The following is a 14869-nucleotide window of genomic DNA, read 5'->3' as shown; positions in this document are numbered from 1 at the left end:
ATTAGAAATTGGCATTAACACCAAATGTGATGACTCTGGGAAGCGCACTACCAGCACTTCCATAATCATTTCCAAACGAAGTAGCCTGAGCATTAGTTGCGCCAGCAAATTCAGGACTGTACCCTAAATTGTTTTTCCAGGTCTTCAGGTTCTGGACGTTAGCATAAAGCTTCAGCCCTTTAACCGCTCTTCCCAATTTGCCAAAATTGTAGGCCAGGTTGATATTCCTGATCCGGAAATAACTACCGTCTTCGATACCGTAGGTAGAAGGAGCACGGTTGATGAGGTGAGCCTGGTTCACAATCGGAACCCAGTTGCTCGTGCCTTTTGCTGTCCAACCTTCTGTGTAATATTGGGGATAGTTGTACACGGAGTTTTTCTGCTCTGATGTACCCCAAACCCGGTAGATTTCATTGCCATAAGTACCAGCAAAATCTGCCGCCAAAGACCAGTTACGGTAACTAGCACCCAGATTGAAACCATAGGTGAAATCGGGGGTTGGGTTGCCGATCTGGGTGCGGTCATCCTGGTTTACCACACCGTTACCATCCAGGTCCCGGTATTTCAGATCACCCGGCTTCGCATTACCGCCATTAATGGTACTGGCCGGAGACGCCAGGATGTCGGCATAAGACTGATAAATCCCTTCTACCACCAGGCCGTAGAAATAGCCAATGGGATAACCGGCTTCAGACTGGCTGGCTGTCTGCTCACTGGATGAAATGGTTGTGTTGAAAGGATATTCCATCGACAACACCTTATTCTTGTACGTCGTCAGGTTACCACCGATTACGATGGCAAGATCATCATTGATCCGTTGGTTCCAGTCAGCCGAAAATTCAAAGCCTTTGTTTTCAATCGACCCTGCATTTGTAAGGCGGGGCAGAATACCTGATGGACGCAACATCACCAGGAGATCCTTCGTCTTCTTGTAGTAATAGTTCACTTCATAGTGGAGTCGGTTGCCAAGAGAAGTGCCCTCAATCCCGATTTCGGAAGAATGCACGGTTTCCCAGTGCAGGTTTGGATCAGCCAGGTAATCAGGCGTATAAACAGGCACCAGGTTAGTACCAAAAACCGCGGAAGTTGTTGTCGATACGTTAGGATAGGCCGGATACTGTTCCCCCAGCGGGTTAAAGTTACCCAAAACTCCATGCGATCCTTTCAGTTTCAGGAACTGGAAGATATTCTGGTTTTCCATGAAGTCTTCACGTGTGATTTCCCACGCAGCACCAACGGCCCAGAAATCCTGCCACTTGTTACTGTATACTTTATTGATCTGGCTGGCACCATCGCGACGAAAACTTCCGTTCAGATAATATTTGCCCTTGTAATTATATAACGCACGCGCCAGGTAAGAAACTGTGGCATATTCATACTGTAAGGGGTTTGGATTGATAACACTTTTCGTGTCCCCGAAACCGGTATTAATGTACCAGAAACGCTCGTCGTTCGGAATAATATTAACCCCCACATTAGACTGGCTGACAGTCGCAGCAGTAGGCTCATAGTAATAATAATAAGTGGTGAAACCTGCAGTTGCTGTCAGGCTATGATCGCCAAACTTCTTTTTATACGTTGCGATATAGTCCTGCTGGAACGTCCTGATATTGGTTTGTTCCTGTTTTACTGCAGTCAGGATATTTTTTCCAAAGGGCTGGCTTTCTTCAGGCTGTGCCGGATTATACAGATCATACAGAGGAGTATATTCCCTGTTGTCACGCCAGCTCAGGTCAGCATACCAGGTGGCCCGCAGATTCAAGTCCTTAAACACATTCACATCCACAAATACATTACCGACAATCCGGTATTTGTCATCTATTTTCTTGTTATAATTATACTCCAGCGTCGCCATAGGATTGGTCTCAGAATTCTGGATCACGGGCGGCGTTGCGTACAGATTATAAGTGCCGGAATCCACACCATAAGGATTCTTGGTATAGAATGGCTTTGTATTGCCTGGAATGATCGGCAATGCCCGCCGGGCATTCTCCAGGGCGTCACTGCCGTACGGCAGCCTTTCCTTCGACCCGATAATATTGAATCCCACTTTCCAGGACTTGTTAATCCGGTATTCGTCATTGATGTTCACGTTTATCCGGTCATAACGCACGTGTTTTACCAGTCCCTCATCATACATATACCCGATGCCCATATGGAACCTGTTCTTGTCAGTACTGCCATCTATACCCAGGCTGGTGCTGGCGAAATTGGCAGTTTGCGTTACCGCATCAATCCAGTCAGTGTTGCCTGTATAGGCAGACATACCCGGTGTACCCACGTCATTCACAAAATTGAAGAGTGATACAGCAGAAGGATCGTCTGCAATCTGATTGTTGGCCTCAGAAGTCAGGAGACTGCGAAATTCATTACCATTCGCCAATTTGATCTTATCAACCAGGTTCTTCAGGCCATAAGAAGCATTGAAATTGATATTGAGTTGACCTGCCTTCGCTTTTTTAGTAGTCACCACGATGGCACCTGCCGCACCTTTCACCCCAAACACAGCGAGTGAGGAAGGATCTTTCAACACTTCAATGCTTTCGATCTCATTCGGGTTAACAAAGTCCATGTTATCCGCAAAAATTCCATCGATAATGTAAACCGGATTCACAGAACCGATAGAGATTGTACCCCTGATCCTTACGTCGGGTGTAGCACCCGGAATGGCGCTGTTCACGATATTCAGACCAGCTACACGACCCTGAAGGGATGCCACCGGGTTGGTATTGGGGAGAGAGGCAATCGTTTCACCTTTTACTTTGGCAATAGAACCTGTCAGGTCCCGCTTGCTGGCAGTACCATATCCGATTACCACCACTTCGTCCTGCACCTTGGTAGAAGGTTTCAACTGCACATCAATCGACGTGCGGCCATTCACTGCCACTTCCACTTCATCATAGCCAACACTGGAAATCACCAGGACGGCATTATCCGGAACGGTCAGGGCGAAACTGCCGCTGGCATCAGCGGAAGTACCCACGGTACTGCCCTTGATCTTCACGGAAGCACCGGGAAGCGGCTCACCATTAGGCCCCGTAACCTTACCAGTTACCCTGGTCTGGTCAACTACAGCCCCCCTGAGCTTAATCACCACCAGGTAATTGTCCAGCACTTCGTAACTCAGCGTAGTATTGTGTAAAATGTGGTCGAGAATGTTCACAACCTCCTCATCCACAGCATTTACTTCAACTTTAGCGTTGTCACTCAGCAGTGCCTGGTTATACAAAAAACGGTAGCTGGACTTTTTTTCAATGCTGGAGAGCGCTTTTTTGATATTTACCCCCTCCAACTTCAGACTGATCCTGGTCTGGGAATAAACTCCGGCTGAAACTTGCATACAGGCGACAAGTAAACACAGAGCGGTCAATTTCATGATTCTGGCAAACTTTAACAATCCAGGGTGCGGCCGGGAAGCCCCACCAAGTGAAGTTTTTTTCATATTTTGAGCAATTAGCGTTACAGAAAACGGTATGTCTGTTTTTGTCGGGAAATGTTGGCGCATTTCCCGTTTTTTTTATCAACTGCTGTCAGGGTTCGAATAGGTCATATTTTATCAGGGTTTTGTTGATATAGTCACTTTATCCTTATTGATGGAATAGCTGAAGGGTGCCGTGATCGTCAACGCGCGGAGGGCCTGTTGCAAGGTTTCCCCCTGGAAAGTTCCGGTCAGCCTGATCTGTTCCAGCTCCGGTTTTTCAAACCTGATCACTACACCGAACCATCTCTCCATCCTGTTGGCCAACTCCCGGAAACTCTCATCGGTAAAAATGAGCTTGTTCTCCATCCAGGAAGTTTCTATCACCGTGCTGTCGGACGGCAGGTAACTGATATTGTCGATCACCACCTGCGGACTCATTTTCTTCTCCTTCACTTTACCATTGCTCGTTGGCTGAGCAGCTACAAGGCTGTCATCTGAAGCCACTACCAGCTTTTCATTGGGTTTCAGAATGATTTTCTCTGCGGGCCGGTTATTGATATTTACTTCGATGATACCCCTGATCAGGCTGGTCTCCGTTGTCTTGTCACCCGGATAGGATTTCACGTTGAATGCTGTTCCGACCACCCTGATATTTACATTACGCGCATGTATGATAAAGGGTTTAAGCGAATCCTTCACAACATCAAAAAAAGCTTCACCGGTCAGATTCACTTCTCTCTGTGTGCCGTTGAATTCTTTACCGTATGTCAGTTTGCTGCCACTGTTGAGCCACACCTGGGTACCGTCCGGCAACTGGATCTTCGATTTGGAGCCGTTGCGGGTAGAAACCTCGGCGATAAAGCGGCTGTCGCTGGCCGGAACGCCTTGCGGCGTTTGCAGCGGGCTGGCAAAATAAATCGCGCTGCCGATAATTGCAGCAATGCCTAAACCAGCCCAGCCCAGCCGGCGTTTGCGACGGCGCTGGATCTGCCGGAAATTCTCGGTGTCGTCTTCGGTTGCTTTACTGATTTCCGGTATACTGTCAGCTTCCCTGTCAGGTTCGCTGCCTGTTCCGGACCAGTCTTCCCCCAGTTGGGTTTTAAGGCGATTCAAATGGCGCTCGTAAGCGGCTTGTGTATCTTCAGGTTGGTTGGGTGTAAGGAACCAGAGATCAGAAATGGTCTGCAGCGGATAGTGCATGTCCGGAGACTTGCGCAACAACTGCTGTAATTCTTCCAGCTCGGGGAGCGTGGCTTCGCCTGATAATTTCTTGGCCAGTAATTCCCAAAGCCTGTCTTGCGTCATTAGTGCTGGTTGTACAGCCTAAGACATTAAAAATGAATGCTTACCCCTAAAGCGTCCCGAAAAAAAATCAATTATTTTTTCGGGCTGGCGATCTGGGTTTTGTGGATATCGAATTTCACGACTTCCCCGATCCTTTTTAAAGCGATCGTCATCTGGGCTTCCACGGTTTTCTGGGATATTTTCAGCAATTCCGCCACTTCTCTGTATTTGAGCTCATCTTCCCTGACCAGCTTAAACACCAGGCGGCAACGCGCCGGCAAGCGGTCTACCGCTTCCTGGATCATTTTTTTCATTTCTGCCGTGATCATCATCCTTTCCGGATTCAGGGGAAGGGTACTTAATTCAACGGGAATCTCACTCAGTTCGGTGATCATTACCCGGTTGTGACGGGACAAATAATTTAAGGCTGTATTCCTGGTTGCGGTGTAGAGGTAAAGTTTAAGGTTGCTGACATGTTCCAGCCGGGACCTTTTCTGCCAGATATTGATAAACACATCGGAAACGATCTCTTCAGCAGGTTGCCTTGACTTGATGAATCCCATGGCAAAGGTCAGCAGGTTGGGATAGAACGCCGTAAATAGTTCATTGTAAGCCGTCTGGTCATTGAAACGGGCAATACGTTCATTGAGGAACTGAATTCTGGCGTCAGCAATCATGGTTCATCCTTTAGCAGCAGCAATCAATGGAGCAATCGTTAGTAAATGTACGAATTGGACAATAAGTACCAAGAACAAACAAACTACCACGAAAAAGACAGATCACTTCGGAAATTGGCTGCTTAGGATTGCGAAACCTTCATTTGGGTTGGTGCAGCGTAATACTTATTTTTGCGCCCTTGTGCTTCGGCACGGGCCCTTAGCTCAGTCGGTTAGAGCAGCTGACTCATAATCAGCGGGTCGCTGGTTCGATCCCGGCAGGGCCCACAGACAAAGCCACCATCAGGTGGCTTTATTATTTTTTAATCCTGTATTACGCTGTAGCGTGAGTTGTTTTAAACTGAGAACCATACTGCCGAAGCAAGGTTTAAGTAAGGATGAAGCAACCTTTAGACTTCTTTTAGGCTGATTTACAGCGAGTTGAATTCTCCCCACCCACCATATCAAATGGCTTTCATGCAAAAAAAAGAGCCCTGCAGAGAACTGCCGGGCCATTAAACCTTATCCTATGAAAGCCACAAAATAATAGGAAAATCTGAAACTAACCCGATTTTCGTCGGGTTTTACCAGCGATTAACAACTTTTCTTGTTTTTAGTATGCTCCCACTACCATTTTTCCCGGCGTTATTGTCAGTCGGAAGCTGAAAAATCAGCCCATGAAATAGTAGAAAACAGGTATCAGGCCTGTCTGCGCCTGGTTCGTCACCTGACTAATTCAACAACTCCCCGTGCCTGCTTAATGGGGCACCCCTCCCCACTACTGTACTTCAACCTCCAAATATAAGTTCCCTGCTCCTGATCCTTTCCTCCGAACCGACCATCCCAGCCCGCCGTCTGTGATGACGAATGGAAAACTTCCTGTCCCCAACGATTATAGACCCGCAGCTCCGTCCCGGCCAGCGGCGTCCGGGAAATCCAGGTAAACTGGTCATTTCGACCATCGTGGTTGGGTGTGAAAGCTGTCGGCACCCACACTTTTATAGTATCCACCAATACTTCTACCTGGAAATCAAGGGAATCCGCGCAGCCTGCCGCATCCCAGCCGTACAGTCGATAAGTCCCGGTGGTCGCTGGGTGCTGGCTGACAACAGCGGTTGTGCATACAGCACCTGCCGGACAGGGTGACCACGCATACCGTGCTGCTCCATTGCCCTGCAAAGTGACCCCCTGCCCCTCACATAGCCTGAATTGCTGCCGGGGACTGCTCAGAAAACGCACCGGACCAGGTCCGGCGAAATAATAAACAGCATCTTTTGTCCATTCGCCCAGCGTATTACGGTATTGCAGGGTAACGGCCTGACTCCCCGGCCGCAACAGGATGATCTCCTGCTCCTGTAATTGTCCCGCAGGAACACCGTCCACCAGCCAGGTACGATCAACAAAAGGGGCAGTAGCAACGGTGTTATCCCGCAGAACAATTTTTTCGGGAAAGCATGGGTCTGGTACAATCACTTCCAGTGAGAGTTTTGGTACTATACAGGTAGGATTGGCGTAGGTCAACACTTCTTCTTCCGTCAACGCCCGGTCATAAATCCTGAAGTCATCCACTTTCCCTTTGAAATACCGGAAACCCATAAAATAAACTGATTCGGGCACAAGCCCCATAGTCAGTGCATCCGGACTGCCATAACAATGATCGCTGAAAACCGGCAGCACATTTATCATCTGGTAGATCCGGTCACAGTCCACATAGATGGAAACACTTCCTTTATCATAAATCATCGAGAAGGTGATCCACCGGCCCGTCATTTCCTGAATGGAGGTTTGCGCTGCACTCGCACTACCAATACCTGCCGTGCACCAATCCATATTGTAGCTGTAGAATGCAGTCGTTCCACCATTTCCCTGGTCGTCGGACGAAAAAACACCGCGTACCCGTGACCGTATATAAGACATCATACTATCCTGCATCACGCCATGCCACCAGAACAGGCCGTATAAAGCAATATAGGGTTGGGCGACATCCGGCCGGTAGCTGACATCATCCACCCAGATGCGGCTAAGGATCGTGAACTGACTTTTTTTCCCGGAAACACTGGTCATGCCGGGCACTTCCACTTTGCTGTCGGTGCCGTTAAATAATGCCGCCGATGCCGGTGTGCCATCCGTTCCCGGTACATAGGTAATGTTGCGCGTGGTACCATGGTAACCATTTCCACTGCGATCGCTGGCATTACCATTGAATTCAAGATGAAGCTGCAAGCCAGCAGGATCCACCTGCTGGGCAAGTACAGAAAGCGTAGGGATCACCGTTAGCACTGTCAGGAGGAAAGTCAGCAAAATGCGCATGCGGAAAATGTGACCGGCCTGAACTGACGATCGTTGCCTCAATTACCCACCGTAGATCGGCGATTGTAAATTTTAATTCCCGGTAATGGTAAAAACAAAAGAAGTAACCGCATATTTAAGTTTATTCCGGAAATTTCCGGTTACAATCCGTTTAGCTGGCGGTCCTTTTAATACGACACCACTTACCGGTTCGTTATAAAGTAACTAATGCTCCTCAGACCAAGACCTTTTGCAATCGCCTTAAATATTGTCACCTTATTGTTGACACTGTCATCTTTTTTCTTTCCATCCACCAACTTTTTTGACAAAAACCCTTTCATCAACGGGTGGCTCGTGTTGCTCAATCTGTTGTTGCTCTTCTTTCCGCAAAAACTAAAGACCGCCCGGCGCATAACGATCAGCGTAATCCTGCTGCTTGTACCATTGATCTTCCGCGAACGGCTTGACAGTGATTTTATCAAAAGAGACCACCATACCGGCTGGTATTTCATGACCCTTGGCGTCGCGACAGCCATACTGCTGCTTCGCGAGAAATGGGCGGGCGCGGCCTCACAGATGGTGGCATTTGTTGTCGGCACAGCCTGTACGTTCAGCATTCTGGGATACCTCTTCAATGTAAATCCTGAAGAAGGAAAGATCGCCTATACCTATATGGCACCTGCCACTTCAATTGCATTGCTCTCAATCAGTGTGCTCATCCAGCTGGAGGAACCCTGGCAGGGATATATCGGCACGATCCTTAGCCCGTTTACCGGCGGTCAGGTATTGCGGGCCCTGATGCCTGCTGCCTTTCTTACTCCGGTATTGCTTGGTTTGGGCAGGATCTGGCTTACCCAGGCCGGCATCCTGAACAGCCGCCTGGCAACATCCATATTTGTGCTGTGCGTAATGCTGCTCACGATGGCTGCCATCTGGTATACCGCCTTACTGATCAACCGCCGCGAATTACAACGGAAACAGGTATCCGAATCGCTGGAAGCCCGTGAGCAGGAACTCGAGGCCATCTTCAACAACGCACCCGATGCTGTAGTGGTGATCGATTCAAAAGGCCTTATTGTACGATGGAATCACGCAGCGGAACAACTTTTTGGCTGGACTGCTGCAGAGATCAGGGGACACCCGCTGGGAGAAACCATTATTCCGCCGCAATGGCGTGATGCGCATACCCGCGGCATGGAACGATACCTGCAGACCGGCGAGAGCAGGATCATCGGCAAGACAATAGAGATCCAGGCCTGGCGGAAAGATCACGGGCTAACGGAGATCTCCATCCGAATCGCACCGTACCGCCTTTTTGAAGAAACCTATTTTGTAGGATTCATCCGGGATATTACCGCACAGAAAGCAGAAGAGCGAAAGAAAAAAGTGGCGGAACAGAAGTTTACCGGTTTGTTCGAATCCGCGCCCTACGCCACCATCATCACCAATGGTGACGGCATAATCCAGTACAGCAATGCAGCCATGGTCAACCTGCTTGGTTTCAGTGCGATCGAACTGGAAGAACAACAAGCCGACCTGCTGCTGGGCATTGATTTTGACGCAATCCGGGCTGTTGAGGAAAAAATAGTGGAGAACCAGCTTCGGAAAAAAGATGGCTCGCTGTTCAGCGCCGAGATCCGCTTTTCTCCCTTTCATTCCGAAGACGGCACCTTGTATTCAGCCGTGGTGCTGGATATCACAGAAAGAAAGGAATACGAAGCCACCCTGCGCGCCTTTAATGAAGCGCTTAGCCAGCAGGTGATCAATAAGACCCGGGAACTCCAGGATGTGCTGGAACGCCTCACCGATGGTTTTATCGGCCTGGATAATGACCTGCGTTTTGTTTACCTGAATAAAAGGGCAACCCAGCTGACCCGGCAGCCCGCGGAATTATTGTTGGGCAGAAAGGTAACGGAGGTGTTCGATGGACTGGAAACTACAGAAGTTTATAAAGCAATGGTTGCTGCCCGCGATAACCAGTTGTTCACCACGGTGATTGATTATTTCGCTCCCCTTGAGCTTTATCATGAATCGCATATTTACCCTTCTCCTGATGGCCTGACCATATTTGTACGGGATATTACAGGAAAAAGAAAGGTGGAACATGCCCTCAAACAAAGTATTGAACGGTACAAAACCTTTGTGGAAGAAGCCGTGGACGCCATCATGGTATACTCCCCGAAAGCTGGCCGCTACACCGACGCCAACCGGAAAGCCGCTGAAATGCTCGGGTACGACCTGAACGAACTGCTGAACGTAAAACCGCAGCAGTTGCTGCCCAGGGATACAGAAAGCCTGCTGCCACTCCTGGAATCCGGCAAGCCACTGATTGCGGAAAGGACAATGGTTAAAAAGGACGGTACACTTGTTGAAGTGGAGACTTCGGCCATCAAACTTTCTGATGGTACCTACCTCGCTTTTATGCGAAATATCAGCGAGCGGAAAAAATCGGAACAGGAATTGTTGCGACTGAATGAAGAATTGCGGCGGCTGGGCAACCACCTGCAGGAAGTGCGGGAAGCTGAGCGGGTACATATCGCCCGGGAGATTCATGACGAACTCGGACAGCAGATGACTGTATTGAAAATGGATCTTGCCTGGTTAAAAAAGCAGCTGGGAAAGATCACCGTTGAAGAGAACAATGCGAAACTGACTGAATTCTCAGGAATGATCGATATGGCTGTAACAACCATCCGCAAGATTGCTTCAGAGCTGCGACCAAGCCTGCTGGATGATATCGGGCTGGTGGCAGCGATGGAATGGCATCTCTCGGAATTCAGCAAACGCACCGGTATCGCAGCAACAGGTGATTTCCCTGATGAAGACGCGCCTTTTTCAGATGCTGTAAAAACAAACCTTTTCAGGATATTGCAGGAAGCATTGACCAATGTTGCCCGCCATTCAGGAGCCACCGCGGTCGAAGTGAATTTTTCGTATAGCGATAACCGTGTGGTACTGAGCATTGCTGACAATGGTAGGGGATTTGATCCCGAAGACAGGAGCAACAAGACGCTTGGTGTGTTGGGTATGAAGGAACGTGCAAATATGATCGGTGCGGAATTTGACATTCACAGCAAACCAGGGAAGGGAACCCGGGTTGAAGTAAGCTACTTAATATGAAGATCCTGATTGCAGATGATCATGCCGTTGTCAGGAAGGGGTTAAAACTCCTGATCCTCGAGTCCTATCCGCATGCCCAGGTGGAAGAGGTAGCGAATACGGAAGCACTGTTGTCGGAAGTGGTAACAAAAGACTGGCAGCTGGTGATCTGCGATATGAACATGCCTGGCCGCAGCGGACTGGATGCGCTCAGCCAGATCCGGCAGATCGCACCGCAACTCCCCGTGCTGATCATGAGCGTTTATCCGCAGGAGCAGTATGCAGTAAGGGTGATCAAGGCCGGCGCCTCCGGCTACCTGGGCAAGGACTCCCTTCATGAGGAACTACCGGCTGCGCTCCGCCAGGTGCTCAAAGGAAAAAAGTATATCTCGGCTGAAGCGGCTGAAAAACTTGCAGATGCCGTTCAGGGAAAGTCCCAACAGGATGCTCCACACGAATCCCTGTCTGACCGTGAATTTGACGTGTTCAAAGGATTGGCTGCAGGTAAAAGTGTAAGTGAAATTGCTGATCAGCTGAGCCTCGGCGTTACTACCGTGAGTACCTACCGGAGCAGGATCCTGCAAAAACTGCAGCTAACCAATAATGCTGCCCTCATTAAATATGCTCTCGAACACCGGCTGTTCGATCAGTTGTAGTAAACTTACTACAGGATTTAAGTGGGAACGCCTACAATTCCAGCAATTTGCGTATAGTAGTTTGTGTGCATGTTCCGAATTCTGGTGGCGGACGACCATTTTGCCGTGCGCCAGGGCCTGTTGCAGCTGATTCGGGAATACTATCCTGACGCCGAAATCGGCGAAGCCGCTGACACCACTGCCCTGATCAATATATCCCTTCAGGAAAACTGGAACCTGATCGTGACCGACCTGGTCATGCCGGGGGGCGGCGCCATACCTGCCATCAAGCAGATCAAACACGAGAAACCGGACCTTCCGATCGTTGTCATCAGCACCCATTCAAATGAAGCGTACGAAGACTGGACCCTGAAAAGCGGTGCCGACTTCTTCCTGTCCAAAGACCTGGTAAGCACCAGGCTGGCCGTACTGATCAGACAGATCCTGCACGACCCCATGTAGTGTAAATACTACATTTTAATCCACGTTGGTACTATTTGCGACGCATGATAACCGGTCTACATTTGTGTTGTCCTTTAACGAATGTGCCAATATCCAGTGCTCCAATATCCGACTCCCCCAGATCCTAAGCCGTTGAAGATATTTATCCCTATTGGAAAACCAAGGCGCTGAAAGGGCCCCTATACCCTGCCGTCTCCCCTGATCCCTATAAACCAGGCTGAGGTTTGCTGCTGACAGTCGCTTCGTACCCAAAACTACCTGTCAACGAATGACCGGTTGAGCTCAGATTGCTTAAAAAAGGCTGCCATGCAGCCTTTTTTGCATTAGCTTTGCCGACGATTTTGATTAACATTAACAGGTCCCTCAATTGCCCCTAAAGGGCGGACCGATAGATTTGTCCTTTACAGATTATTATGAGAAAATTTTTAGTGGCCATGACCGGAATCCTGCTGGCAATGGCGGTTCAGGCGCAAACAGATACGACCTCCACTGTACCCGGATTGATCGGCCCCTCCACTTCCTCCCCTAAGAAATCAAAGAAAAAAGACTGGAGCAAAGTGAGCATCGCAGGCCGCGCCAACGACCATTTCATGATCCAGATGGGCTACGATGGCTGGGGTGGCAAACCGGATGATATCCGCACCAAAGGATTCAGCCGTTTCCTGAACATGTACCTCATGCTCGATTTCCCTTTCAAGAGTGATCCCCGCTTCAGCGTAGGCCTGGGTGCAGGTATCGGTTCCAGTAATATCTATTTCGACAAGATGGAGCCCCAGATCGCCGGCACCACTACCCAGCTGGAATTCAAAGACGTAAAAGACACCACCCACTTCAAAAAATACAAACTCAGCAACTCCTGGGTGGAAGCACCTATCGAATTCCGGTATGTGGCCGACCCGGTTCATCCGAACAAAAGCTTCAAAGCGGCTATCGGGATGAAGATCGGCACCATGATCAATGCCCACACGAAGGGCAAGAACCTGCAGAACAGCGCGGGGAATACGATCAACAACTATATCATGAAGGAAAACAGCAAGCGTTACTTCAATAACCTTCGGTTTGCTGCTACCGGCCGGGTAGGGTACGGTCCATTCTCCCTCTATGGTGCGTATCAGATCAACAGCCTGATCAAGGAAAACGTTGGCCCGCAGGTGCATCCGTGGTCGATTGGGCTCCAGATCAGCGGCCTGTAGGGGGGTCAGGATATCATATCCGCTGAAATACAAAAGTTTAAAGTAGAATATTTAAGGGAGCAGGGCGAAATCACGGTAATTCGGGATTCGCGCTGCTCCCTTTGAGTTCTTGCTTATTTTTGCTGCCTTAATCAGAAGCGGATTGATCGAAAAGAAACAAATACTGGAGGCTGAGAAATGTGTGTTGGTAGGTGTCGTTCAGAAGGACCAGACCGAACTGCAGGTAAAGGAATACCTTGATGAACTGGCATTCCTGGCCGAAACTGCCGGCGCCATCACAGCCAGGAAGTTCACGCAGAAACTCGCTCACCCCGACAGCAAGACCTTTGTCGGTAAAGGTAAACTGGAAGAGATCAGGGATTATCTTACCGGCCGTGATATCAACCTCGTCATCTTTGACGATGAACTGACCGGCTCCCAGATCATCAATATTGAAAAGGCACTCGGGGTCAAGACTATCGACCGAAGCGACCTCATTCTCGATATTTTCGCCCGCCGCGCAAAGACGGCGCAGGCCAAAACACAAGTGGAGCTGGCTCAATACCAGTACCTGCTTCCCCGCCTCAAGGGCATGTGGAAACACCTGGAAAGACAGGGTGGTGGTATCGGTACCCGCGGACCGGGGGAAACCGAAATCGAAACGGACCGTCGTATCGTCAAGGAAAAGATCGCCCTGTTACGCCGCCGTCTCGCCGAGATCGACAAACAGGCCTATACGCAACGGAAAGACCGGGGAGAATTCATCCGTGTTGCCCTGGTTGGTTACACAAATGTAGGCAAGAGCACCATCATGAATATCCTGGCCAAAAGCGAGGTATTTGCTGAAAACAAACTCTTTGCGACACTGGACACAACCACCCGCAAAGTGGTCTTTGATGCGACCCCTTTCCTGTTGTCCGATACGGTAGGTTTTATCCGCAAACTGCCCCACCACCTGGTGGAAAGCTTCAAGAGCACCCTCGATGAAGTACGCGAAGCAGACATCCTGCTGCATGTGGTGGACCTTTCGCACCCCGCCTATGAAGACCAGTTCAATGTGGTCAACAAAACACTACAGGAACTCAAGGTGACGGAAAAGCCGGTGATCACCATCTTCAACAAACTGGACCAGTACGAGAAGAATACTTTTGATGAGTGGCTGAACGAAGAAGTAAAAACCCAGATCCTGGAAGAACTCCGCGAACGCTGGGAGAATGACACGCTGGGCAACTGTGTGTTCATATCAGCGCTGGAGAAAAGAAACCTGGAAGGACTGCGCGCCACGATCCTCAACCGGGTCCGCCGCCTCTACCGGGAACGTTATCCCTACAAGACAGAATTTTTCGGAATCTCACTGGACGACGAAGATGCTGCTGAATTCATTTAAATTCTCCGGTTAATGGAGGGATGGATCAAAGTGGCCGAAAGCCTCGCCGAGCTTGATTTCCGGAATGGAGTTGCTGCAGCTGATGCTAATGGCAAAGCCATCTGCATTGGCATCTTCCGTGATGAAGCCTTTGCATTCGCACATAAATGCCCGCATGCCGGCGGATTTCTCGCAGAAGGGTATGTAGATGCGCTCGGCAACGTCGTTTGCCCGGTGCACCGGTATAAGTTCTGTATGGCCAATGGCCGGAATGTAAGCGGCGAAGGGTATTTCCTGAAGCGCTGGCCGTTGCGGGTAAGCGAAGAGGGAGTGTTTGTGCAACTCTGAGCAGTCTGTTTCACGCAAATGTGTCAGCGCTGCGCGCTGTTTTATTTCACGCCAAGACGCAAAGGTGCAAAGGCGCAGAGCTGATATGAAGTTTAATTTTGCGGCAACCTCGCATTTTTAAATATCAAATCTGTGAA

At 49.5% G+C, this 14869-nt stretch carries 10 protein-coding genes and 1 tRNA gene; 7 read left to right on the top strand and 4 right to left on the bottom strand.

Annotated elements, in window-relative coordinates:
* Position 1: 1 nt before the first annotated feature.
* From FPE01S_RS09155 to FPE01S_RS09145, 3 genes are all read right to left on the bottom strand, one after another.
* Positions 2-3340, bottom strand: coding sequence for a TonB-dependent receptor (locus tag FPE01S_RS09155; protein WP_052955647.1), 3339 nt, complete (start codon positions 3338-3340; stop codon positions 2-4).
* Between the two features lie 216 nt (positions 3341-3556).
* Positions 3557-4726 carry a FecR family protein gene (locus FPE01S_RS24800; RefSeq protein ID WP_052955646.1) on the bottom strand — a complete coding sequence of 390 codons (1170 nt, stop codon included), beginning with the start codon at positions 4724-4726 and terminating at the stop codon, positions 3557-3559.
* A 71-nt stretch (positions 4727-4797) separates the two neighbouring features.
* On the bottom strand, positions 4798-5382 hold the full coding sequence (locus FPE01S_RS09145) for an RNA polymerase sigma-70 factor (protein WP_046368383.1): 585 nt from the start codon (positions 5380-5382) through the stop codon (positions 4798-4800).
* A gap of 193 nt (positions 5383-5575) precedes the next feature.
* Between FPE01S_RS09145 and FPE01S_RS09140 the strand changes: the two genes are divergently transcribed.
* Positions 5576-5649, top strand: a tRNA-Ile gene (locus FPE01S_RS09140).
* Between the two features lie 435 nt (positions 5650-6084).
* Here FPE01S_RS09140 and FPE01S_RS09130 read toward each other — a convergent pair.
* A complete protein-coding gene (locus FPE01S_RS09130; protein WP_046368381.1) occupies positions 6085-7671 on the bottom strand; it encodes a T9SS type B sorting domain-containing protein in 1587 nt (528 codons plus the stop codon).
* 207 nt (positions 7672-7878) lie between these two features.
* Here FPE01S_RS09130 and FPE01S_RS24795 point away from each other — a divergent pair, with 207 nt between their 5' ends.
* From FPE01S_RS24795 to FPE01S_RS09100, 6 genes are all read left to right on the top strand, one after another.
* On the top strand, positions 7879-10770 hold the full coding sequence (locus tag FPE01S_RS24795; protein ID WP_083990186.1) for a PAS domain-containing sensor histidine kinase: 2892 nt from the start codon (positions 7879-7881) through the stop codon (positions 10768-10770).
* The gene (locus FPE01S_RS09120) at positions 10767-11405 is read left to right on the top strand and encodes a response regulator (RefSeq protein ID WP_046368380.1); all 639 of its coding nucleotides are present in this window, start codon (positions 10767-10769) and stop codon (positions 11403-11405) included. The genes FPE01S_RS24795 and FPE01S_RS09120 overlap by 4 nt, the downstream gene beginning before the upstream one ends.
* 69 nt (positions 11406-11474) lie before the next feature.
* Positions 11475-11846 carry a response regulator gene (locus tag FPE01S_RS09115; RefSeq protein ID WP_052955644.1) on the top strand — a complete coding sequence of 124 codons (372 nt, stop codon included), beginning with the start codon at positions 11475-11477 and terminating at the stop codon, positions 11844-11846.
* Positions 11847-12259: 413 nt separating this feature from the next.
* The gene (locus FPE01S_RS09110; RefSeq protein WP_046368379.1) at positions 12260-13039 is read left to right on the top strand and encodes an outer membrane beta-barrel protein; all 780 of its coding nucleotides are present in this window, start codon (positions 12260-12262) and stop codon (positions 13037-13039) included.
* A gap of 142 nt (positions 13040-13181) precedes the next feature.
* On the top strand, positions 13182-14405 hold the full coding sequence (gene hflX / locus FPE01S_RS09105; protein ID WP_083990185.1) for a GTPase HflX: 1224 nt from the start codon (positions 13182-13184) through the stop codon (positions 14403-14405).
* 12 nt (positions 14406-14417) lie between these two features.
* Positions 14418-14732 (top strand): Rieske (2Fe-2S) protein, encoded by a 315-nt coding sequence (locus FPE01S_RS09100; RefSeq protein WP_046368378.1) that lies wholly within the window; start codon positions 14418-14420, stop codon positions 14730-14732.
* Positions 14733-14869 lie beyond the last annotated feature (137 nt).

Origin of the sequence: Flavihumibacter petaseus NBRC 106054, assembly GCF_000974785.1 — a bacterium.
Lineage (GTDB): Bacteria > Bacteroidota > Bacteroidia > Chitinophagales > Chitinophagaceae > Flavihumibacter > Flavihumibacter petaseus.
Note: the sequence above shows the minus strand (reverse complement) of the source record. Positions and strands in the feature narration are given on the sequence as shown.